The 21,534-nt window shown below is 73.0% G+C and carries 18 protein-coding genes; 6 read left to right on the top strand and 12 right to left on the bottom strand.

Annotation, left to right across the window (positions count from 1 at the left end; all coding sequences use genetic code 11):
• Positions 1–197: 197 nt before the first annotated feature.
• The 3 genes from ACIBJE_RS18990 to ACIBJE_RS18980 form a co-directional block, all read right to left on the bottom strand.
• Complete coding sequence (locus tag ACIBJE_RS18990) at positions 198–1,352, bottom strand: acyl-CoA dehydrogenase family protein (protein ID WP_396749982.1); 1,155 nt, start codon at positions 1,350–1,352, stop codon at positions 198–200.
• Positions 1,353–1,429: 77 nt separating this feature from the next.
• A complete protein-coding gene (locus tag ACIBJE_RS18985) occupies positions 1,430–2,962 on the bottom strand; it encodes an acyl-CoA carboxylase subunit beta (RefSeq protein ID WP_396749980.1) in 1,533 nt (510 codons plus the stop codon).
• A 238-nt stretch (positions 2,963–3,200) separates the two neighbouring features.
• Positions 3,201–4,124 carry a hydroxymethylglutaryl-CoA lyase gene (locus ACIBJE_RS18980; RefSeq protein WP_396749978.1) on the bottom strand — a complete coding sequence of 308 codons (924 nt, stop codon included), beginning with the start codon at positions 4,122–4,124 and terminating at the stop codon, positions 3,201–3,203.
• A 973-nt stretch (positions 4,125–5,097) separates the two neighbouring features.
• Here ACIBJE_RS18980 and ACIBJE_RS18975 point away from each other — a divergent pair.
• Entirely contained in the window at positions 5,098–6,042 is a 945-nt protein-coding gene (locus ACIBJE_RS18975) for a hypothetical protein (RefSeq protein ID WP_396749976.1), read from the top strand.
• A gap of 97 nt (positions 6,043–6,139) precedes the next feature.
• On the opposite strand, the gene ACIBJE_RS18970 is transcribed toward ACIBJE_RS18975, so the two are convergent.
• From ACIBJE_RS18970 to ACIBJE_RS18950, 5 genes are all read right to left on the bottom strand, one after another.
• Positions 6,140–7,477, bottom strand: coding sequence for an acetyl/propionyl/methylcrotonyl-CoA carboxylase subunit alpha (locus tag ACIBJE_RS18970; RefSeq protein WP_396749974.1), 1,338 nt, complete (start codon positions 7,475–7,477; stop codon positions 6,140–6,142).
• 59 nt (positions 7,478–7,536) lie between these two features.
• Complete coding sequence (locus ACIBJE_RS18965; protein WP_396749972.1) at positions 7,537–8,163, bottom strand: TetR/AcrR family transcriptional regulator; 627 nt, start codon at positions 8,161–8,163, stop codon at positions 7,537–7,539.
• Between the two features lie 159 nt (positions 8,164–8,322).
• A complete protein-coding gene (locus tag ACIBJE_RS18960; protein ID WP_396749970.1) occupies positions 8,323–9,225 on the bottom strand; it encodes a sulfurtransferase in 903 nt (300 codons plus the stop codon).
• 68 nt (positions 9,226–9,293) lie between these two features.
• On the bottom strand, positions 9,294–9,743 hold the full coding sequence (locus tag ACIBJE_RS18955; protein ID WP_396749968.1) for an imidazolonepropionase-like domain-containing protein: 450 nt from the start codon (positions 9,741–9,743) through the stop codon (positions 9,294–9,296).
• A gap of 4 nt (positions 9,744–9,747) precedes the next feature.
• Positions 9,748–10,515 (bottom strand): SGNH/GDSL hydrolase family protein, encoded by a 768-nt coding sequence (locus ACIBJE_RS18950; RefSeq protein ID WP_396749966.1) that lies wholly within the window; start codon positions 10,513–10,515, stop codon positions 9,748–9,750.
• 164 nt (positions 10,516–10,679) lie between these two features.
• Between ACIBJE_RS18950 and ACIBJE_RS18945 the strand changes: the two genes are divergently transcribed.
• From ACIBJE_RS18945 to ACIBJE_RS18930, 4 genes are all read left to right on the top strand, one after another.
• Complete coding sequence (locus tag ACIBJE_RS18945) at positions 10,680–12,446, top strand: proline--tRNA ligase (protein WP_396749964.1); 1,767 nt, start codon at positions 10,680–10,682, stop codon at positions 12,444–12,446.
• A 58-nt stretch (positions 12,447–12,504) separates the two neighbouring features.
• Positions 12,505–12,930: a CBS domain-containing protein gene (locus tag ACIBJE_RS18940; RefSeq protein WP_396749962.1), complete on the top strand. Its 426-nt coding sequence runs from the start codon at positions 12,505–12,507 to the stop codon at positions 12,928–12,930.
• A gap of 70 nt (positions 12,931–13,000) precedes the next feature.
• Complete coding sequence (locus ACIBJE_RS18935; RefSeq protein WP_396749960.1) at positions 13,001–13,429, top strand: SufE family protein; 429 nt, start codon at positions 13,001–13,003, stop codon at positions 13,427–13,429.
• Positions 13,430–13,469: 40 nt separating this feature from the next.
• On the top strand, positions 13,470–14,105 hold the full coding sequence (locus ACIBJE_RS18930) for a DsbA family protein (RefSeq protein ID WP_396749958.1): 636 nt from the start codon (positions 13,470–13,472) through the stop codon (positions 14,103–14,105).
• A gap of 53 nt (positions 14,106–14,158) precedes the next feature.
• Here ACIBJE_RS18930 and ACIBJE_RS18925 read toward each other — a convergent pair whose 3' ends face one another.
• The 4 genes from ACIBJE_RS18925 to ACIBJE_RS18910 form a co-directional block, all read right to left on the bottom strand.
• Positions 14,159–14,710 (bottom strand): YbaK/EbsC family protein, encoded by a 552-nt coding sequence (locus tag ACIBJE_RS18925; RefSeq protein ID WP_396749956.1) that lies wholly within the window; start codon positions 14,708–14,710, stop codon positions 14,159–14,161.
• A gap of 78 nt (positions 14,711–14,788) precedes the next feature.
• Complete coding sequence (locus tag ACIBJE_RS18920) at positions 14,789–14,971, bottom strand: hypothetical protein (protein ID WP_396749954.1); 183 nt, start codon at positions 14,969–14,971, stop codon at positions 14,789–14,791.
• Between the two features lie 66 nt (positions 14,972–15,037).
• On the bottom strand, positions 15,038–16,408 hold the full coding sequence (locus ACIBJE_RS18915; RefSeq protein ID WP_396749952.1) for an MFS transporter: 1,371 nt from the start codon (positions 16,406–16,408) through the stop codon (positions 15,038–15,040).
• A 155-nt stretch (positions 16,409–16,563) separates the two neighbouring features.
• Positions 16,564–16,815 (bottom strand): hypothetical protein, encoded by a 252-nt coding sequence (locus ACIBJE_RS18910; protein WP_396749950.1) that lies wholly within the window; start codon positions 16,813–16,815, stop codon positions 16,564–16,566.
• Positions 16,816–17,089: 274 nt separating this feature from the next.
• Here ACIBJE_RS18910 and ACIBJE_RS18905 point away from each other — a divergent pair, with 274 nt between their 5' ends.
• Positions 17,090–21,505, top strand: coding sequence for an HAD-IC family P-type ATPase (locus ACIBJE_RS18905; protein ID WP_396749948.1), 4,416 nt, complete (start codon positions 17,090–17,092; stop codon positions 21,503–21,505).
• Positions 21,506–21,534 lie beyond the last annotated feature (29 nt).

Here is a 21,534-nt window from a genome sequence, read left to right as displayed (position 1 = left end):
GAAGGTCTCGGACCGACCACTTGTTGATCGACGCTTCCGGCGTACGCAGGATTCTGCTCATGGCGATCGAGAGCCGCGGCCCTGGACGTTCCCACGACGGAACTGCCGGACCATCCGGCAGTTCCCACCGGTGTCGAGGACCCACGCCCGCCCGAGGCCCCCTCCGCCGCGCCGGGCGGCCGGGAGGAGGCCGTTGCTCACATACCCAGGTCGCGGGCAATGATCATGCGCTGGACCTCGCTGGTGCCCTCGCCGATCTCCAGGATCTTGCTGTCCCGCCAGAACCGGGCGACCGGGTACTCGTTCATGAAGCCGTATCCGCCGTGGATCTGGGTGGCCTCCCGGGCGTTGTCCACCGCGACGGTGCTGGCGTGCAGCTTCGCGATGGCCGCGTGCCGCTTGAACGGCTCACCGGCGAGCATCCGCGCCGCCGCGTCGTAGTACGCCAGCCGGGCGGTGTGCGCCTTCATCTCCATGTCGGCGATCTTGAACTGGATCGCCTGGTAGTTGCCGATCGGCTGGCCGAACGCGTGACGCTCCTTCGCGTACTTGATCGACTCGTCGACGCAGCCCTGGGCGAGGCCGACGGCGAGCGCGGCGATGGCGATCCGTCCCTCGTCGAGGATCCGCAGGAACTGGGCGAAGCCCCGGCCCCGCGCGCCGAGCAGGTTCTCCGCCGGCACCCGGCAGTCGTCGAAGGTCAGCTCGTGCGTGTCCGAGGCGTTCCAGCCGACCTTGGAGTACCCAGGCGCGACGGTGAACCCGGGCGTGCCGGAGGGGACGATGATCGTCGACAGTTCCTTCGCGCCGTCCGGTCGGGTGCCGGTGACCGCGGTGACGGTGACCAGCGCGGTGATGTCGGTGCCCGAGTTGGTGATGAACGCCTTCGAACCGTTGATCACCCACTCGTTGGTTGACTCGTCCAGCACCGCCCGGGTCTGGGTGCCACCGGCGTCCGAGCCGAAGCCCGGCTCGGTCAGCCCGAAGCCGGCCAGCGCCTCGCCGCTGAGCAGCTTCGGCAGCCACCTGCGCTTCTGCTCCTCGGTGCCGAACCGGAAGATCGGCATCGCGCCGAGCGAGACCGCCGCCTCCAGGGTGATCGCCACGCTGGAGTCGACCCGGGCCAACTCCTCCAGGACGAGGCAGAGCGCGAAGTAGTCGCCGCCCATTCCGCCGTGTTCCTCGGGGAAGGGGAGCCCGAACAGCCCCATCTTGCCCATCTGGCGGATCACCTCGTACGGGAAGGTGTGCCGCTCGTAGTGCTCGGCGATGACCGGCGCGACCACGTCCCGGGCGAAGTCCCGGACGCTCTCCCGCAGCGCCTCTTGCTCCTCGGTGAGCCGGAAGTCCATGGGTTCCTCCTGGATGGACGGGCTGCCGCCGGGCGCTCGTGACGCCGGGTGCAGCGGGGTCGTACCGACGTCGTGGCTCAGACCGGGGTGACGCCGTGCCGGCGCCGGGAGAAGTGCCGCTCCTTGCTCCGCGCGGCGGTGAACCGGCGGACCAGTTCGGCGCGCAGCTCGTGCGGCTCGACGATCGTGTCGACCACGAGTTCACTGGCGAGCCGGACGACGTCGATGTCCCGCTCGTACTCCTCGCGCTTCGCGGCGACGAAGGCGGCCCGCTCGGCCTCGTCCTCGATGGCGGCGATCTTGTTGGCGTAGACCGCGTTGACCGCGGCCTCCGCGCCCATCACCGCGATCTTCGCGGTGGGCAGGGCGATCGTGGCGTCCGGCTCGAACCCGGGACCGGCCATCGCGTAGAGACCCGCGCCGTACGCCTTGCGCACCACCACGCAGATCTTGGGTACGGTCGCCTCGGAGATCGCGGTGATCATCTTGGCCCCGTGCCGGATGATGCCCTGCTTCTCCACCGCGCTGCCGACCATGAACCCGGGCACGTCGGAGAGGAAGAGCAGCGGCACGTTGAACGCGTCGCAGAGCTGCACGAACCGGGTCGCCTTGTCGGCCGAGTCGACGAAGAGCACCCCGCCCTTGAACATCGAGTTGTTGCCGACGACCCCGACGACCTCACCGTTCAGCCGGCCGAAGCCAATGGTCAGCTCCCTGGCCCAGAGCGCCTGGATCTCGAAGAAGGAGCCGTCGTCGAGCAGGCCCTTGACGTACCGGCGCATGTCGAACGCCTGCCGCTCGCTCGCCGGCACCAGCGCGGCCAGGTCGGCCTTGGCCGGCGCGTCGACGGCGGGTGCGGCCGGCGGGGCCTGCGTCCAGTTCGCCGGAAGGTACGACAGGTAGCGCCTGACCACGTCGAGCGCCTCGGCCTCGCTCTTGCAGAGGAAGTGCCCGACGCCGGACTCGGCGCAGTGCACCCGGGCCCCGCCCATCGCCTCCAGCGTGGTCTTCTCCCCGGTGACCATCTCGACCATCCGGTCGGAGCCGAGGTACATGCTGGCGTTGCCCTCGACCATCGCGACCACGTCGCAGAACGCCGGGATGTACGCCCCACCGGCCGCACTCGGCCCGAACAGCGCGCAGACCTGTGGGATCGCCCCGGAGGCACGGACCTGGTTCCAGAAGATCTTGCCGGCGCCCCGCCGGCCGGGGAAGAGGTCGACCTGGTCGGTGATCCGCGCGCCGGCCGAGTCGACCAGGTAGACCATCGGCACGCTGGTGTCGTACGCCCGCTCGATGATCCGGATGATCTTCTCGACGGTCCGCGCGCCCCAACTCCCGGCCTTGACCGTGGAGTCGTTCGCCATCAGGCAGACCTGCCGCCCGTCGATGGTGGCGGTGCCGGTGACCACGCCGTCCGCCGGCAGGCCCTCGGCCATCGCGTTGGCGTAGAGGCCGTCCTCGACGAAGGAGCCCTCGTCCACCAGGAGCGCGACCCGCTCCCGGGCGAAGAGCTTGCCCTTGGCCGCGTTGGCCGCGTGGTACTTGTCCGCGCCGCCGGCCCGGGCCCGCTTGCGGAGCTGCTCCAGTGCCTCACCGTCGAGCGTCACGCCGACTCCCTCGCCGCGTTCCGGGCCCCTGGCCCCACCAACCTGAACGATCGTTAGGCTATCTGATCCTCGCCCGTTCCGGCGAATCCGGTACGCCGACACGGCGAGTCCGGCGACCGGCCGCCACGATCCACTCCATTCGGCCCAAACGGTGGCATCCGGTGGTGCGGGATGGCACGACATCGGCGGAATGGAGTGGATCAGGCGCAGACCGATCCCGAGCAGCCGGGCCCGTCGTTCAGGGGGTGGGGAGGGGGGTGAGGCGGGAGCGGGGGCCGGCACGGAGGACGCCGGAGGGAAGTTGCCGGCCGACGAGCCGCTCGGCCAACTCCGCCACCTCGATCAGGGCGTCCAGGTCGATGCCGGTGTCGACACCCATGTCGTGCAGCATGTGCACGGCCTCCTCGGTGGCCAGGTTGCCGCTCGCGCCCGGCGCGTACGGGCAGCCACCGAGGCCGCCGACGCTGGCGTCGAACTCGGTGACCCCGAGTTCCAGCGCGGTCAGCATGTTCGCCAACGCGGTGCCGCGGGTGTTGTGGAAGTGCAGCAGCACCGGGACGTGCGCGTTGCGGTCCCGTACCTCGGTCAGCAGTTCGCGGACCCGGCGCGGGGTCGCCATGCCGGTGGTGTCACCGAAGGCCACCCGGTCCGCACCGTCGCGGACCACCCGGTCGACGATGCCGGCGACCCGGCGCGGGTCGATGTCCCCCTCGTACGGGCACCCGAAGCTGGTCGCGACGATCACCTCGGCCCGCGCACCCGCGCCGTGCAGCAGGTCGATCAGCTCGGCGATGTCGTCCAGCGACTCGTCCGTCGAGCGGTTGACGTTGCGTCGGTTGTGCGTGTCGCTCGCCGAGACCACCACCTCGATCTCGTCGAACCCGGCGGCGAGGGCACGCTGCGCGCCCCGGGAGTTCGGCACCAGCGCGGAGTAGCGCACCCCCGGTGCCCTCGTCGCCCGCTGCCACACCTCGTCGGCGTCGGCCATCTGCGGGATCGCCTTCGGATGCACGAAGGACACCGCCTCGATCCGCCGTACGCCGGTGCCGGAGAGGGCGTCGAGCAGCCGTACCTTGGCGTCGGTCGGGATCGGTTCCTCGTTCTGGAGCCCGTCGCGCGGCCCGACCTCGCGGATCGACACGGAGTCTGGCATCTGGCTCATCGGTCACCTCACTGTGACGTGGTCTGTGGTCCGCTCCGATGCCCGGCACCGGCTGGAGCGGCCTCCTCGAACGACGCCGCCCGCCGGAAAGGTCCGCCCGGTCACCAGAACGACGTCCTTCCCAGGGAAGCAGAGCCGGGGCGCCCTGGGCCAGTCGACGGGACGGGCCGTTGCGGTCCGGGTTGCCAGCCGTCCCACCCCGGTCGGGACATAGTGGAGGTTTTCCAACCCGGGTCGCACCACAGGTGTGTCGCTCACCCGATCGGGTTAACCCGTCCGTGGCGTCTTGTCCGCCGCTACGCCGGATCGGTTCACCGCAACGGCCAAGCTGAGTCGACGTGATGGATCGCCTTGGTGATGGTCGATAGGTTGGGTCACGGCGTGATGGCCGGCACCGGAGTCCGGCACCGACCATCCGTACGCCGTCCGGGATCAGCGCTGCGACGGTCCTTCCAAGAGCTCAGCAGCGCACCGGAAAGTGGCCGAGAGGGCACCCGCGCAGGCGCTGATGTCCTCTCGGCCCGACACCGTGGCGACCACCACTGCGGCGTCGGTCCCCATGGAGGCCATCCGCAGCCCCCGGACCGTCCGGTCCCGGGTCGTCGGGCGACGTCCCGCGTCGTCGTTCATCCACCGTCCTTTCGTTGATCCTCCGTTTCCGGGGCCGGCAACGGGCGGAGCATTTCCGGCAGACGGAGAACGCTCGACCACCGCCGTTCCCTGCCTCTTTTTCCAACGATCAACAAGCCGGACGGCACCCACCGGGCAGTCGGATGACGAGGACTTTTCTGGCCGGCTTTTTTGGCCGGTTTCGTTGCCGGCAAAGCCGATCCGACCACCGTTGGCACGTCACGTGTCCTATCCGGACCGATATCCAACGGTCATTCCACGACGACGGGGGCTATCGGCCACAGCCATTGAGGGGAAGAGGTACAAATACGGGTCCGTGTCATGTGCTCTTGGAAGGACCGACATGACCAACGACAACGGTGTGCCGTCCGGCCACCGGCGGCAGACCCGGCACCGGCTGACCGACCGTGATCGGCTCGCCGAGCAGCTCACCCGGCACTGGGGGGACCGCGGCGAGGTGGCGGCCTACGTGCTGACGGTACGGGACCTGGTGGAACAGCACGCCGACATCGGGCCGGTCGACACCTGGCGGTGGGCCGCCCTCGAGATCGCCTGTGCCCAGGCCCGGCCGCAGGGCGAGCAGGCGGTCTGCCGGGCCCGGAAGGACGAGGGCAACCTACGGCGGCTACGCAAGAAGCTGTCGTGGAACTTCGGCGTACGCAGCCGGGGTCCGCGCTGGCCCCTGGTGGAACTGCTGGTCCAGCACCTGGTTCCGGCCGGGGAGCAGGAGGCGACCCGGAGCCGGCTGGCCGACCTGTACCGGGCAGCCCGGGGCCGTTACCCGAAGGGTTATGCCCCCGAGCCGGTCGAGGCGCCGGCCCCCGGATCCGGCGAAACCGACCCCGTCGAGCTGCCCGAGCGGGAGAAGGCCGAGCTCAGGGCGCAGCTGTACGCCAGCCGGGCGGAGAACCTGCGGCTTCGGGCCGACCTCGCGGAACTGACCGGCCGCCTGTGGCAGGCCGAGTCGCCGTCGGACGAGGTGGACGACGAAAAGTGTCTGCCGTCGTCCCGTACCACCCGGAACGAGGGGCATTTCGGGCACCTCACCCGGCTGGACGAGGATCCTCCGGTGCGCCGGAAACCGAGCCGGGTCGACATGGTGGCTCCCCGGTCGTCCGGCACCGCCGGGGTGGCCTTCTGGATGGCGGAGTTCCGGCACGGCGGGCTGCGGAACACTGCCGGTCCGGTCGACCGCCACACCCCTTCGCCACCGACCGACCGTTTCCCGCAGCCCGGGACCGGGCGGATCCCCGCGCCGAACACGGTCTGGCGGCGGCCACCGGGTTGATGACGAGCGTCGACGGGCGACTCACCGGTCCCCGGTGGGCGAGCGACCCGACCGGGGACCGGCGATTGTCAGCGTCTCCGGACGCGACCGGCAGCGGTCAGCGCATACGGCCGACGACGCCGGTGTCGTAGTCGCCGGAGACGAACTCGGCGTTTTCCAGCAGCTCGGCGAAGAAGGGCAGATTGCACTTCGGGCCGACGACCTCGAAACCGGCCACCGCCGTCCGCGCCCGCTCGATCGCCTCGGCCCGGTCCGCGCCGAAGACGATCAGCTTCGCCATCAGGGAGTCGTAGAACGGGGTGACCGTGTTGCCGGCGACGTAGCCGGAGTCGACCCGGACGCCCGGACCGGTCGGCTCGGTCCAGGTGCTGACCGCGCCCGGACCGGGCAGGAAGCGCTTCGGGTCCTCGGCGTTGATCCGCAGCTCGATGGCGTGTCCGCTCGGGGCGAGCGCGTCCGGGTCGACGGTCGGCGCGAGGCCGGCGGCGACCCGGAGCTGCTCCTCGACCAGGTCGACGCCGTAGACCAGCTCGGTCACCGGGTGCTCGACCTGGAGCCGGGTGTTCATCTCCAGGAAGAAGAACTCGTTCGTCGCGGGATCGAGGAGACACTCGACCGTGCCCGCGTTGCGGTAGCCGACCGCCTCGCCGGCGCGTACCGCCGCGGCGAGGAGACGCTCCCGCAGCTCCGGGGAGACCGCCGGGGAGGGGGACTCCTCGACCAGCTTCTGGTTGCGCCGCTGCACCGAGCACTCCCGCTCGCCGAGCGCCACCACCCGGCCGTCGGCCAGGCCGAGGATCTGCACCTCGACGTGGCGCACCCGGGGGAAGTACCGCTCGATGAGCACCGAGCCGTCGCCGAACATCCGCTCGGCGAAGCTCCGTACCTTGTCGTACTCGGTGCGCAGCACGGCCTCGTCGGTCGCCACGCCCATACCCATGCCGCCGCCACCGGCTGCGGCCTTGACCATCACCGGGTAGCCGATCTGCGCCGCCGCAGCCACCGCCGCGTCCAGGTCGGCCGCCGGTTCGGTGGTGCCGGGCGCGACCGGAACGCCGGCCGCCGCCATCAGGTTCCGGGCGTTGATCTTGTCACCCATCGCGGTGATCGCGTCCGCGCCGGGCCCGACCCAGATCAGCCCGTTCTCCGCGACGGTACGGGCGAAGTCGGCGTTCTCCGACAGGAAGCCGTAACCAGGGTGGATCGCCTGCACGCCGGTGGACTTGGCGGCGGCGAGAATCGCCTCGACGTTGCGGTAGCTCTGGGCCGGGTTGGCCGGTCCCACGCACACTGCCTCGTCGGCCTCGGTGACGAACGGGAGTCCCGCGTCCGCCTCCGAGTGGACCGCCACCGTCCGGATCCCGAGCCGCTTCGCGGTACGGATGATCCGGCGGGCGATCTCGCCGCGGTTGGCGACCAGCAGCGACTCGATCATGTTTCCTCCAACGTCCTGGGGTGGTGGACGATGTCAGGAAACCACGCTTCGGTCGTCTCCTACGACTCGGTCCGCGCGAGCAACGCCCCGAGCGTGGCTCCACGCAGCAGCTCGGCCCGGCGGTGCCGGTCCACCTCGCCGCCGAGGAAGGGGGTCGAGTTCATCAGACCGAACGCGGCGTGGGCCAGCACCCGGGCCTCCCCGTCCGGCAGACCGGGGTGAAGCGCGGTCAGCACGTTCACCCACTCCTCCACGTAGAGACGCTGCAACCGGCGGATCGTCCGTCGGGGCTCCTCGGGCAGGCGGTCCAGCTCGTTCAGGTGCAGCGCGATCACCGCCGGATGGGCCAGCGCGAAGTCGACGTGGAAGTCGATCAGCGACTCCAGCACGGCATGCGGGTCGCCGGGGTGACCGCCGGCCCGTTCCCGGCCGCCGGCGAGCAGCCCTTCACTGACCGGGATCAGGGCGGCGGCCAGCATCGCCTCCTTGCCGGCGAAGTGGTGGTAGAGAGCCGGCCCGGTCACCCCGGCCGCCGCGCCGATGTCGTCCATCGAGACGCCGTGGTAGCCCCGGGCGGCGAACAGACCGACCGCGATGTCCAGGATCTCGTCCCGGCGGGACCGTCGCCGGCCCGTGCCCGTCGTACCGTTCGTCCCGCCCCGCGCCGCCTGTTGCTCCACCGTCACCCGGCAAGCGTAGACCGATGTCGACCGCCCCGGGTCCGCCGGTTCACCCGTCGGACCCAGGGCCGCCGTGGGCGATCTCCGGTGACCCGGGCCTCGACGGCGGCGGCAGCAGCCGGCCGGCGGCCCGTCTGGCCGCGACCACGCCCGGCCGGGGAACCGTCACGGGTTGAGGCCGCCGGGCTGGTCGCCCCGGACGACGGGGGCCCGGACCAGGTTGCCCCACTCGGTCCACGAGCCGTCGTAGTTGCGCACCTGCGGATAGCCGAGCAGGTGCCGCAGCACGAACCAGGTGTGGCTGGACCGCTCGCCGATCCGACAGTACGCGATCACGTCGTCGTCCGGGCTCAGCCCCAACTGGTCGGCGTAGATCGCGCGCAGTTCCTCGGGAGAACGGAACGTCCCGTCCTCGTTCGCCGCCGACCTCCACGGCTTGTTGACCGCACCGGGGATGTGCCCGCCGCGCAGCGCGCCCTCCTGCGGGTAGTCCGGCATGTGCAGCATCTCGCCGGTGTACTCGCCGGGAGAGCGGACGTCGACCAGCGGCCGACCGGCCGCCACGTGCGCCATCACCTGCTCCCGGAACGCCCGGACCGGGGCGTCGTCCCGGGTGGGCACCGGGTACTCGGCGCGCGGACGGGTCACCTTCTCCCGGGTCGTCTCGCGTCCCTCCGCGATCCACTTCTGCCTTCCTCCGTCGAGCAGGCGGACGTCCCGGTGGCCGAAGAGGGAGAAGACCCAGAGGGCGTACGCCGCCCACCAGTTGAAGTTGTCGCCGTAGAAGACCACGGTGTCGTCCCGGCCGATGCCCTTGGCGGCGCACATCTCGGCGAAGCTCTTCGCGTCGAGGTAGTCCCGGGTGACCTGGTCGTTCAACTCCAGATGCCAGTCGATCTTGACCGCCCCGGGGATGTGGCCGGTGTCGTAGAGCAGCACGTCCTCGTCGGACTCGACGACGACCAGGCCGTCGGTGCCGAGGTGCTCGGCGAGCCACTCGGTGGTGACGAGCCGCTGCGGGTCGGCGTACGACTGGAGACGGGGGTTCGGGTCGCTCGGCACAGCCATGAGCCCCAAGGTACGCCCGATCCGGACGGACGGCGCGGGAACGGACCCGCCCGTGCGGTGCGCCGGGTTCAGGCCCGCCGGTGCACCAGCCGCCCGGCGACCACGGTGGCGACGCACCGGCCGTCGTCGGCCAGGACGGCCAGGTCGGCCCGCCCGCCCGGGGCCAGCGTCACCGGCCGGGAGGCGGTCAGCACGGCCACGTCGCTCCGCTCGACCACGGCCCGCAGGCCGGGCTCGTCGAGGTGGGCCGCCAGCACGGCGGTCGCACCGAGCCGGAGCAGCGCGTGCACCCGCTCCCGGGGGGTCTCCGCCGCCGGGAGCGGGCCGGGGTGCACCCGCCCCGGGCCGAGCGTGCCGGCCCACCGCCGTACCCGGGCCGCCGGGTGCGCTCCGAGCAGGTCGTCGACCGGCCCGACCGCGGCGATCCGGTCCCCGCTCACCACCACGGCCCACCCGGCCACCGGTTCGCCGTCGGGACCGTGCCGCAGCAGCGTGGCCGCATGGATGGTGGTCGCCACGTCGCTACTCCGCGATCGGGCCGAGCTGCGGCCGCTTCGCCGTCACGAGGTCACCGGAGGACCGGCCGGTCAACCGCCGCCTGACCCACGGGGCCAGGTGCCGGCCGGCCCACCGCAGGTCGGCCGCGCGGGCGGCCAGCCACGGCGTCGGCTCCGGGTGCGGGGGTACGAGCAGCCACTCCTCGTCGCAGCCGACCCCGAGCGCGGTCAGCACCTGCCCGGCCACCCGCCGGTGCCCGGCCGCCGACAGGTGCAGCCGGTCGGTGCTCCAGAGCATCGGATTCAGGTAGGTGTCGTCGGCGTACAGGTCGACCAGGATCGCGCCGTGCCGCTCGGCGGTCTCACCGACCGCCCGGTTGAGCAGCTGCACCCGGGGCGCGACCATGCGCTGGCCGGGCAGCCGGGCCATCACGTCGGCAAACCGGAACAGCAGGACGTCCGCGCCGTCGGCCCGCAACTGCCGGACCGTGTCGTCGAAACGGCTGACCAGCGCCTCCGGGTCGAAGCCGCGACGCAGCACGTCGTTGCCGCCGGCCGCGAAGCTGACCAGATCCGGGCGCATCGCCAGCGCGGCGGGCACCTGGTCGGCCACCACCTGCGGGAAGAGCCTGCCCCGGACGGCAAGGTTGGCGTAGCGGAAGTCGGGACCGGACTCGGCGGCGAGCCGGGTGGCCACCAGATCCGCCCAGCCCCGGTAGGTGCCGTCCGGATACGCGTCGTCCATGCCCTCGGTGAAGCTGTCTCCCACCGCCACGTAGCTGCGCCAGCGCACGTCGCCCCTCCCCGTCGTCCCGGTGTCGTCGAGTCCCGGTGTCACAGCGGGAACCAGTCTCGCACCGTCCGCACCGGGGCACCGCGCCGACGTGGGTCCGAACGTGGGCCACCGCACCCGACAATTCGGATGGACGGGCCGACCCTCCGTCGTACGCTGCGCCCATGATGTTGCGGATGTCGACCCTGCTGCTGCGGACCCTGCGGGAGGACCCGGCGGACGCGGAGGTGCCGAGCCACCGGCTCCTGCTGCGCGCCGGCTACGTCCGCCGGGCCGCGCCGGGCGGCTACACCTGGTTGCCCCTGGGCAAGCTCGTACTGGACCGGGTCACCGAGATCGTCCGGTCGGAGATGGTCGCGATCGGCGGCCAGGAGGTGCACTTCCCGGCGCTGCTGCCGGCCGAGCCGTACCAGGCCAGCGGGCGGTGGACGGAGTACGGCGACGACATCTTCACCCTGGCCGACCGGCGGGGTGCGCCGCACCTGCTCGGCCCGACCCACGAGGAACTGGCCGCGCTGCTGGTCAAGGATCTGTTCACCTCGTACCGGGACTTCCCGGTGACGCTCTTCCAGATCCAGACCAAGTTCCGCGACGAGGCCCGGCCCCGGGCCGGCCTGCTGCGCGGGCGCGAGTTCCTGATGAAGGACGCCTACTCGTTCGACCTGGACGAGTCGGGCCTGCGCGAGGCGTACGCCCGGCACCGGGCGGCGTACCAGCGGGTCTTCGACCGGCTGGGGCTGGAGTACACCGTGGTCACCGCGATGTCCGGGGCGATGGGCGGCTCGGCCTCGGAGGAGTTCCTCGCCGCCACGCCGGTCGGCGAGGACAGCTACGTCGCCTGCACCGCCTGCGACTACGCGGCCAACACCGAGGCGGTGACCACGCCCGCCCCGCCGGCCGGCGACCCGGACGCGCACCCGCCCGCCACCGTCCACGACACCCCGGACACCCCGACCATCGCCGCCCTGGTCGACCTGGCCAACACCCGCCGCCTCGGTGGCCGGGACGACTGGACCGCCGCCGACACGCTGAAGAACGTCGTGCTCTCGGTCCGACGACCCGGCGGGGACGAGGCGGAACTGCTGGTGGTGGGCGTGCCCGGCGACCGCGAGGTGGACCTCAAGCGGGTCGGCGCGGCACTGCACCCGGCGACGGTCACCGTCTTCGACGGTTTCGCCGACCGGCCGGAGCTGGTCCGGGGCTACATCGGCCCGCAGGTCATGGCGAAGCTCGGCGTCCGCTACCTGGTCGACCCCCGGGTGGTGCCCGGCACCGCCTGGCTGACCGGGGCCAACGAGCCGGGCCGGCACGCGGTCGACGTCGTCTGTGGCCGCGACTTCGTCCCCGACGGCACCATCGAGGCGGCGGACGTACGCCCCGGCGACCCCTGCCCGGCCTGCCCGGACGGGCAGCTCACCATGCGCCGGGGCATCGAGATCGGGCACGTCTTCCAGCTCGGCCGCCGGTTCACCGACGCGTTCGCGGTGGACGTGCTCGGTCCGGCCGGCAAACCGGTCCGGCCGCTGATGGGCTGCTACGGCATCGGGATCTCCCGGCTGGTCGCCACCATCGCCGAACAGCACCACGACGAGCGGGGACTGTGCTGGCCGGCGGCGGTCGCGCCGTGCGACGTACACCTCGTGGCGGCCGGGAAGGGGCCGCAGCTCGACGCGGCGCTCGACCTGGGTGGACGCCTCGCCGCCGCCGGCCTGCGGGTGCTGGTCGACGACCGCACGCACGTCTCGGCCGGGGTGAAGTTCACCGACGCCGAGCTGATCGGCATCCCGCGCACCGTGGTGGTCGGCCGCCGTCTCGCCGACGGGTACGTGGAGCTGCGCGACCGCGCACGTGGCGACCGCACGGAACTGCCGGTGGTCGAGTTGACCACCGCGCTCACCGGACTCGCCGCGATACCGCCCGACCTGGTGTAGCAACGCCGCCACTGGGTACCGCAGTGACATTTGCTGGGTCAATCCTCGGAGGCTCTCGATGTCCGGTTACCGGGTCAGTGACGTGATGACCCGACAGGTGGTCTACCTGTCGACGGAGACGCCCCTGGACGAGGCGGCCAGGGTGATGAAGGAGTCGGACATCGGCGACGTGGTGGTCACCGACGGCGCCACCCTCGCCGGCATGCTCACCGACCGGGACATCGTGGTCCGCGCGGTGGCCGAACGCAGCGACCCGGCGACCACCACGATCGGTTCGATCATCACTCGTGAGGTGGTGATGATCGAGCAGCACTGTTCGACGGCCGAGGCGGCGGCCCTGATGCGCGATCGGGGCCTCCGGCGGATCCTGGTCTGCGACACCGACCGCAAGCTGGTCGGGATCGTCTCCCTCGGTGACCTGGCGATGCAGTTGGATCCGAACTCGGCCCTCAGCGAGATCAGCGAGAAGGCACCGGTGGTGTGAGGTGGTTGCGGGGTGAGGTGGTTGCGCAACCATGCCGGAAGCCCCGCAACCACGCCGGTAGCCTGGCGGGATGCCTGAGATGCCGGCCCGGCTGGCCGAGATCGTCGACGAGTTCGCCACCGCCCCGCGCGAGGTGGTGCTCGAGATGCTGCTGGAGTTCGCCGACGTCATCCCTCCGCTGCCACCCGACCAGGCGGGTCACGAGGGCATGGAGCAGGTGCCGGAGTGCCAGACGGCTTTCTTCCTGCGCGCCCGGGTCGCCCCGGACCGGACGGTGACCACCCTCTTCGACTGCCCGCCGGAGGCTCCCACCACCCGGGCCTTCGCCGGCATCCTGGCCGAGGGGTTGGCCGGGGCCAGCGCCGACGAGGTGCTCGCCGTCCCCGACGACCTGTACCAGCGGATGGGGCTCGCCCAGGCGATCAGCCCGTTGCGAGTGCGCGGCGGCACCGCGATCCTGGCCCGACTCAAGCGGCAGGTACGCGAACAGGTCGGCTGAGGCGGGAACAGATCCGCCGGGTGCCGGGTTGACCCGGGGCATGGAGATCGAGGTCTACGCCGACGTGGTCTGCCCCTGGTGCTACGTCGGGAAGCGCCGGTTGGAGCAGGCCCTGGCGGCGTACCAGGGTGAGGTGACCCTCCGCTACCGGCCGTTCCAGCTCGACCCGAGTCCCGTGACCGCGCCCCGGCCGCTGATCGAGGGCCTGGGCGCGAAGTTCGGCGGGGTGGAGCGGGCCCGGCAGATGGCCGACCAGGTCACCGGGGTGGCCGCCGGGGTGGGACTGAAGCTGGACTTCGACCGGGCGGTCACCGCGAACACCTTCGACGCGCACCGGCTGATCCGGTTCGCGGACGGCAAGGGCCGGGCAGCGGACATGATCGAGGCTCTCTTCCGGGCCCACTTCACCGACGGCGTCGACATCGGCTCGCGTTCCGCCCTCGCCTCGCTCGCCGCCACGGCCGGCCTGGACGCCACCGAGGTCCGCGACTTCCTCGACTCGGACGCCGGGGTCGCCGAGCTGCGAGCGGAGCTGACGGAGGCCCGGAGCATCGGGGTGACCAGCGTCCCGACCTTCGTCCTCGCCGGCAAGTACGCGGTCAGTGGCGCCCAGGAGCCGGAGACGCTCCTCGCCGCCCTGGCCGAGGTGGAGCGCCGGGAGTCGTCAGCCGACTGACCAAAGTGCGCCCGCACCGATGTTTCACGTGCAACAACATCGGTCCGGGTCGATCATTCGACGGGCTTGGCCAGCCCCTCGATCATTTGCGCGTGCGGCAGGGCGCCGAGCGCCACCCCCGGCAACGCGAGCTTGCTGTGTCGTACGCCCGACCCGACGATCACGTACGGCGCGGCGACCACCCGGCTGTCCACCAGGACCGGCCACCCGTCGGGCAGCCCGATCGGGGTGATGCCGCCGTACTCCATGCCGGTCAGTTCGACCGCGTCGGCCATCGGGGCGAAGCTGGCCTTGCGCACGTCCAACGCCCGCCGGGCCATTCCGTTGACGTCGACCCGGGTCGTGGCGAGGACGACACACGCCGCGTAGCGGACACTGCCCTCCCGCTTGCCGGCCACCACCACGCAGTTGGCGGACTCGTCCAGCCCCACCTCGTACGCGGCGCAGAAGGCGGCGGTGTCGGCGAGCGTCGCGTCGATCGGCGCGACCAGCACGTCCGCCACGTCGACCGGAGCGTCGGTGGGCCACCGGCCGAGCGCGGCGGCGACCGGCGGCGCGAGCAGGTCCGGCCGGGTGCGGGCGGGCTCGGTCTTCAGCGTTCCCATCACACCGGCGATCCTCGCACCCGGCCAGCGGAAACACCCGCCGGGGCCGGTTCCCGTGCCGTGGTCCACCCGCTCCGGTCAATTGCCGGCGAGGAACCGCTCCGGAGCGAAGGGCCGCTCCTGCGGCGGACCGGGCCGCAGCGCCTCCGCGCGGCGGGTGTCCAGGTCCTCCAGGGCGTGCCGGACGGCCACCCGGATCACGCCGTAGAGGAAGACGAATCCGGCGACGTACAGGATCGTGACGAAGGCCATTGTGAGCATGCGGCCACGGTAGGAGGAACGTGAACCGGGGACGGGTTCATCCGGCCAGCGTCCCCCGGACGGGTGTCAGCCGGCAGCCGGCACGACCCGTCCGGCGACCAACGCGCCGAGCAGCGCCAGTCCTGCGGAGACCGCCAGGGCGACGGCGTAGGTCGCCGGATCCGGCCCCGAGCCGGCGGCGAGCAGCGCACCGGTCAGCGCCAGCACGGTGGCGGCGCAGAGCGCGTCGCCGAGTTGCAGGGACGAACTGTTGCGCCCCTGTTCGCCGGGGGCGGACAGCTCCAGGGTGAGCACCGACAGCGACGGGTACGTCAGCCCCATGCCGAGCCCGGCCAGGCCCCAGCCGAGGAGACCCACCGGCACCGGGAAGGCCGGCCACACCGCAAGCGCGAATCCCGCGATGCCGGCGGCGATGCAGAGCAGCCCGACGCGCGGCAGCGTCGCCCGGGAGCGTGGTTCGGGCAGCCGGCCCTGCAACCACGAGCCCGCCGACCAGGAGACGGCTCCGACGGTCAGGGCGATCCCGGCGGCGGTCGGCGAGAGCCCTCGTTCCCGGGACAGCAGCAGCGGCATCACCACCTCCGCCCCGACGAACGCCGCCGAGGCCAGCCCTCGCAGCCCGATCACGGTGGGCAGTCCCCGGCCGGCGCGCAGGACACCGGCCGGCAGCAGGCGAGGCGCGCACCCGACCAGCCCGACCAGCGCGGCGACCACGAGACCGACGGCGAGCGGACCGCGCTGCTGCCCCCCGTAGTGCAGCAGTGCGGCGCTCGCCGCGGCCCCGCAGGCCCAGCCGATCCGGCGTCCGGCGTCCCGGGCCGGCCGGGAGCCGATCGGCACGCCCACCGCCCGCAACCCCGGGTGGACCAGCAGCACCGCCGGAACGGCCACGGCCGGAACCGCCAGGAAGACCCAGCGCCAGCCGAGGTGTTCCACGACCAGACCGGCCAGAGCCGGTCCGACCAGCGACGGTACGACCCACGCGGCGGCGAACACAGCGAATATCCGCCGGTGCAGCGACTCCGGGTACACCCGACCGACGATCACGTAGAGCGCGACCGAGAGCAGCCCCGAGCCGAAGCCCTGCACCACCCGCCCGACGACCAGCACCTCCATGACCGGCGCGGTGCCGGCGAGCAGCAGCCCGGTGACGAACCAGGCGACCCCGTGCCACATCGGCACCCGTGGGCCCCGGGCGTCACACCAGATGCCGGAGAGCACCATGGCGAGCACCCCGGAGGCGAACGGCCCACCGAAGGCCAGCGCATAGAGGGCCAGGCCGTCCAGGTTGCGGGCGACCGTCGGCATGGCGGTCCCGACCGCCAGGGCCTCGAACGCGACCAGCGAGATCAACGCCACGCTGCCCACCGTCATCGCCCGCAGGGGCGCGGAGAGCAGCCGATCCGGCACGGCGGGCGGCGCTGAATCGACGAGCATGCGCCCACCCTGCGCCTTCAACCCCGACTTCAGGTCAACCCCGCCGTGACCCGGGTCTCGCCTGCCCGTGCCTACCGCGACCGTCGCCGGCCCCGCCCGGGCCGCAGCCGTCGAGTCCCCGCAGCCGTCGAGTCCCCACAGCGTCCGTGACACCGTCAGGCTGCCTCCAGCGCCTCTCCCACGCCCCGGGCCAGCCCCGACAGATGCTGGTCGGCCAGGAGGTGACCGGCGGTGATGACCAGGGCCAGCGGCCACTCGATCACCTGGAGCGCGGCCAGCACGCCCACTCCCGCGTAGTAGGCGACCTTGTCCGGCGGCAGCGTCACCTCCCCGAGCAGCGGAACGTCCACCCGTCGCTCGTACGGACGGACCCGCTCGCGTGCCTCGTGCCGGGCTGGTGCTCTCATCTCCGCCTCCCCGCGTCGGCTCTGCTGTCGGCGGGGAATTCCACCCCCGCCCCGGTTCATGCCACCGCACCGGCAGCGAATGCTCCGGCCACCAGGTCCCGAACGCACCCGGCCGGAACCCGATCCGGCCGGAAATACCTCGTGGCACGGGGCATGACGGGCCGAAGGGCGGGAAGCCAGGCCGCGCGGAGCGAGGCGTGGGAGGCGAGATGGCGTACGACCTGCACGACGGCGACGGGGGACCGGACCGGCTCCCGGCCGGTCGTACCACCGGATGACCCCGCTGGGCCGGATCGCCGGCCGGGTCCTTCCCCCCGTCGTGCCCCGACTGGTGGGCGAAGCCTCCCGGAGCGCGGGCACGGCTGCCGTCCGCCTGGCCCGCACCGCCGGCCTCACCTCCCGCCGGGTCTGGTCCCGACCCGGACGACACCACATCGAGGTGCACGGGGTCTGCCAGGACGGCGGCGACCGGCTGGCCCGCCAGGTCGAGAAGGCGCTGGAGAAGCTGCCCGGGGTGAGTTGGGCCCGGGTCAACGCGCCGTCCGGCCGGGTGGTGGTGGCCGTCGAGGCGCCGGAGCCCCGCCTCCGTGACCTGGTCCGGGCGATCGAACGGGTGGAACGTCGCAGCGACCACGAACCCGACCCGGACATCCCGCCACCACACCCGCCCGAGGAGGGCCCGCAGACCCCACGCACACTCGGCGCGCTCGCCTCCGACGTCCTCGGGCTGACCCTCTCCGCCGCCACCCGGATCCTGCCCTTCACCCCGCTGCCCGGTGAGGCCGCCGGCTTCCTCGCGGCGGTCGACCTGCATCCGAAGCTGCACGCCCTGGCCGACCGGGGCCTGCGCGCGGACCCCCGGGCCGACCTGTTCTTCCCACTCGCCGAGGCGGTGGTGCTGGGGCTCTCCGGCGGATGGACCAGCCTGGTGCTCGACAGCGCGCAGCGGGTCGTCCAGTGGGGTGAGGCCCGGGCCCAGCAGAGCGCCTGGAAACGCGCCGAGCCACAGCTCACCGGTGACCCGGACCGGGCCGTCGCCCGCGCGCCCACCCACGGCCGGCCCCGTGCCAAACCCGACGGGCCGGTCGAGCGGTACGTCAACCGGATGCTCCTCGCCGGGGCGGCGGCCGGGGCGGCGGCGCTGCCTGCGGTGGGCGGGAAGCGGGCCGCCGCGCTGGCCCTCGCCTCCCTGCCGAAGGCCCCCGGCTCCGGCCGCGAGGGGTACGCCGCACAACTGGGTCGAATCCTGGCCCGCCGGGGCGTCATCGCCATGGACCGTGGCGTGCTGCGGGAACTCGACCGGATCGACACGCTCGTCCTGGACGCTGCCGTGCTCGGCTCCGACCGGGGAGCACTGGTCGACCTGACCCCGCTGTCCGGAAGGGACGCGGAGGAGGTCGCCACCCGCGCCTTCGCCCTCTTCGACCCGGACGCACCACGACGGTGCCGGGAGGGCGGCGGCTGGCGACTCGCGCCGCTGGACCGGCTCGACGTACGCGATCCGGGGGACACCGACGCCAGCCGGCGGCTCCGGGACGGCGGCGGTCTGCTGCTCGGGCTGGCCGAGGGAGAGTCCCTGGCGGCGGTGCTGCGGGTCGAGCCCGAGCCGGCACCGGGCGTCGACGCGCTGTCGGTCGCCGCCCGGCAGGCCGGTCTGCGGGTGGTGGTGGGCGGCGACGCCGACCAGCGGTACGCCTTCGCCGACGCCGTCCTCCCCGGTGGGCCGCGCCTCGCCGAGACGGTACGGGCCCTCCAGTTCGACGGTGCGGTGGTCATGTTGGTCTCCGCCGACCGGGTGGCGCTCGGCGCCTCCGACTGCGGCCTCGGCACCGGCGGCCCCGACGACCCGCCGCCGTGGGGCGCGCACCTGCTCGTCGGCACCGACCTACGCACCTGCACGCTGGTCGTCGAGGCGACCGGGGTGGCCCGCCGGATGAGCCGGCAGAACATCCGCCTCGCCGAGGCGGGTGCCGGGCTCGGTGCGCTCGGGGCGTTCACCGCCGACCGGGAGCACCTGCCCGGCCGGGCCCTCTCCGCCGTGAACGCCGCCGCCGCGCTGGCCTTCGCGCACGGGGTCTGGCGGGCCCGGCGGCTGCCCGACCGGACGGACACGCCGGCCGCGACGGTGACCGCCTGGCACCTGATGCCGGTCGACGTGGTCCTCGACCGTCTCGGCACCGCCCCGGACGGACTCGACGCGACCGAGGCGGCCAGCCGGCGGGGCCGGGGGGCCGGGAACGGCACCGACGACGGCAGCCTGCTCCGGGCACTGCTCGACGAACTCGCCAACCCGCTCACCCCGGTCCTCGCCGCCGGGGCGGCCCTCTCCGCAGCGTTCGGATCGATCGTCGACGCCGCCCTGGTCGGCGGGGTCGTCGGCGGGTCCGCCCTGATCGGGGCGGTGCACCAGCGCAACACCGAACGGTCCCTGGCGGAACTGCTCGCCCGGACGGCGGTGACCGCCCGGGTCCGGCGTGCCGGTGTCGAGCAGGTGGTGGCCGCCGACGACCTGGTGGCCGGTGACGTGATCCTGCTCGAATCCGGGGACGCGGTACCCGCCGACTGCCGAATCCTGGAGTCGGTCGGGTTGGAGGCCGACGAGTCCTCACTGACCGGGGAGTCGCTGCCGGTGGCCAAGACCGACCGTCCGGTGGTGGCCGCCGCAGTGGCCGACCGGCGCTCGATGCTCTACGAGGGCAGCACCGTCGCCGCCGGGCACGGCACCGCCGTGGTGGTCGCCACCGGGGCCGACACCGAGGCGGGACGGAGTCTCGCGCTGGCCCGGCAGGCGGCACCGGCCGGCGGGGTGGAGGCCCGGCTCGGCAACCTGACCCGGGCGGCGCTTCCCCTTGCCGCTGCCTCGGCGATCGCGGTGGCCGGGGCGGGGCTGCTGCGGGGCGTACCACTGGCGGAGACGGCGGCGACCGCCGCGAACCTGGCCGTCGCGTCGGTGCCGGAGGGACTGCCGTTCCTGGTCAGCGCCGCGCAGCTCGCAGCGGCCCGACGCCTCGCCGAGCACGGCGCGCTGGTCCGCAACCCGCGCACCATCGAAGCGCTGGGCCGGGTGGACGTGCTCTGCTTCGACAAGACCGGCACGCTCACCGAGGGACAACTGCGCCTGGCCGGCATCGGCGACGGCGACCGGTACGCCCCGGTGGACCGGCTCGACGGGACACGCGCCCTGCGGGCCACACTCGCGGCGGCGCTGCGGGCCACCCCCGACTCGGCCGACCCGGCGGAACTGCCGGAGCAGACCGACCGGGCGATCCGCACCGGTTCCCGGACCGTCGACGGGGTCGCCGAGCAGATCGGTGCCGACGGCTGGCGGTCCGTCGGCGGGCTGCCGTTCGAGCCGTCCCGGGGCTACCACGCCACGCTCGGCGAGACCGACGACGGCCTGCTGCTCAGTGTGAAGGGCGCGCCGGAGCGGGTGCTGCCCCGCTGCGCCACCCGCCGGGCCGCCGACGGTGCCGAGCGGCCCCTGGACGACGCCGGCCGGACCCGCTTGCAGGATGCCCTGGCCGAACGGGCCGGGGCCGGACACCGGGTGCTCGCGATCGCCGAGCGGCGGATGAACGATCGGGAGGTCACCGACGACGAGGTACGTGACCTGGTCTTCGTGGGCTACCTGACCCTCGCCGACGGGGTGCGCGAGAGCGCCGCGCCAGCCGTGCACCGGATCCGGCAGGCCGGTGTGCACACCATCATGATCACCGGCGACCATCCGGCGACCGCCGAGGCGATCGCCTCGATCATCAGCACTGACAGCGACCAGCGGGTGGTCACCGCCGCCGACCTGGACCAGCTCGACGACGAGGCACTCGCCGCCCGCCTCGCCCGCACCGACGTGGTCGCCCGCTGCACCCCGACCCACAAGGTACGGATCATCCAGGCACTCCAGAAGTGCGGCCGGGTCGTCGCGATGACCGGGGACGGCGCGAACGACGCCCCCGCGATCCGCCTCGCCGACGTCGGCATCGCCCTCGGCCAACGGGGCACCCCGGCCGCGAAGGCCGCCGCCGACCTGGTGGTCACCGACGACCGGCTGGAGACCATCATCGCCACCCTGGTCGAGGGGCGGGCCATGTGGTCCTCGGTCCGTCACGCGTTGAGCATCCTGGTCGGCGGCAATCTCGGCGAAATCGCGTTCAGCGTGCTCACCGCCGGCGCGACCGGCCGGTCCGCGCTCACCGGCCGGCAACTGCTCCTGGTCAACCTCCTCACCGACCTGGTGCCGGCGATGGCCATCGCGGTCCGACCACCCGGTCTCCATGACGGCGACCACCTGCTGCGCGAGGGACCGGACACCTCCCTCGGGGAGACCCTGAGCCGGGAGATCGGGCTGCGGGCCGCCGCCACCACGCTCGGCGCGACCGCCGGCTGGACGCTCGCCCGCTGGACGGGCAGCCAGCGGAGGGCCGGCACGGTGGCCCTCGCCTCCCTGGTCGGCACCCAGCTCGGACAGACCGTGCTCGCCGGGGGCACCAGTCCGACGGTGCTCGCCTCCACCGCAGCCTCGGTCGGCGCGCTGGTCGCGGTGGTGCAGACCCCCGGGGTCAGCCAGTTCTTCGGCTGCACGCCGCTCGGGCCGGTCGGCTGGACCATCGCCGCCGGTTCCGCGCTCGGCGCCACCCTCGGCAACGGCGCGCTCAGCAGGCTGGTGGACCACCTGCCCCGACCACCGTCCTGACGGATCTCCGATCGCCGGCCCGGATGCCA

Origin of the sequence: Micromonospora sp. NPDC050187, from assembly GCF_044459745.1 — a bacterium.
GTDB lineage: Bacteria > Actinomycetota > Actinomycetes > Mycobacteriales > Micromonosporaceae > Micromonospora.
Note: the sequence above shows the minus strand (reverse complement) of the source record. Positions and strands in the feature narration are given on the sequence as shown.

What these genes read in the sequence shown, in the direction of transcription:
- ACIBJE_RS18945 (WP_396749964.1), top strand. Translation starts at nt 10,680, where the DNA reads ATGATGTTGCGGATGTCGACCCTGCTGCTGCGGACCCTGCGGGAGGAC.
- ACIBJE_RS18980 (WP_396749978.1), bottom strand. Translation starts at nt 4,124, where the DNA reads ATGAGCCAGATGCCAGACTCCGTGTCGATCCGCGAGGTCGGGCCGCGC.
- ACIBJE_RS18940 (WP_396749962.1), top strand. Translation starts at nt 12,505, where the DNA reads ATGTCCGGTTACCGGGTCAGTGACGTGATGACCCGACAGGTGGTCTAC.
- ACIBJE_RS18970 (WP_396749974.1), bottom strand. Translation starts at nt 7,477, where the DNA reads ATGATCGAGTCGCTGCTGGTCGCCAACCGCGGCGAGATCGCCCGCCGG.
- ACIBJE_RS18960 (WP_396749970.1), bottom strand. Translation starts at nt 9,225, where the DNA reads ATGGCTGTGCCGAGCGACCCGAACCCCCGTCTCCAGTCGTACGCCGAC.
- ACIBJE_RS18910 (WP_396749950.1), bottom strand. Translation starts at nt 16,815, where the DNA reads ATGAGAGCACCAGCCCGGCACGAGGCACGCGAGCGGGTCCGTCCGTAC.
- ACIBJE_RS18935 (WP_396749960.1), top strand. Translation starts at nt 13,001, where the DNA reads ATGCCTGAGATGCCGGCCCGGCTGGCCGAGATCGTCGACGAGTTCGCC.
- ACIBJE_RS18905 (WP_396749948.1), top strand. Translation starts at nt 17,090, where the DNA reads ATGACCCCGCTGGGCCGGATCGCCGGCCGGGTCCTTCCCCCCGTCGTG.
- ACIBJE_RS18925 (WP_396749956.1), bottom strand. Translation starts at nt 14,710, where the DNA reads ATGGGAACGCTGAAGACCGAGCCCGCCCGCACCCGGCCGGACCTGCTC.
- ACIBJE_RS18975 (WP_396749976.1), top strand. Translation starts at nt 5,098, where the DNA reads ATGACCAACGACAACGGTGTGCCGTCCGGCCACCGGCGGCAGACCCGG.
- ACIBJE_RS18930 (WP_396749958.1), top strand. Translation starts at nt 13,470, where the DNA reads ATGGAGATCGAGGTCTACGCCGACGTGGTCTGCCCCTGGTGCTACGTC.
- ACIBJE_RS18920 (WP_396749954.1), bottom strand. Translation starts at nt 14,971, where the DNA reads ATGCTCACAATGGCCTTCGTCACGATCCTGTACGTCGCCGGATTCGTC.
- ACIBJE_RS18915 (WP_396749952.1), bottom strand. Translation starts at nt 16,408, where the DNA reads ATGCTCGTCGATTCAGCGCCGCCCGCCGTGCCGGATCGGCTGCTCTCC.
- ACIBJE_RS18990 (WP_396749982.1), bottom strand. Translation starts at nt 1,352, where the DNA reads ATGGACTTCCGGCTCACCGAGGAGCAAGAGGCGCTGCGGGAGAGCGTC.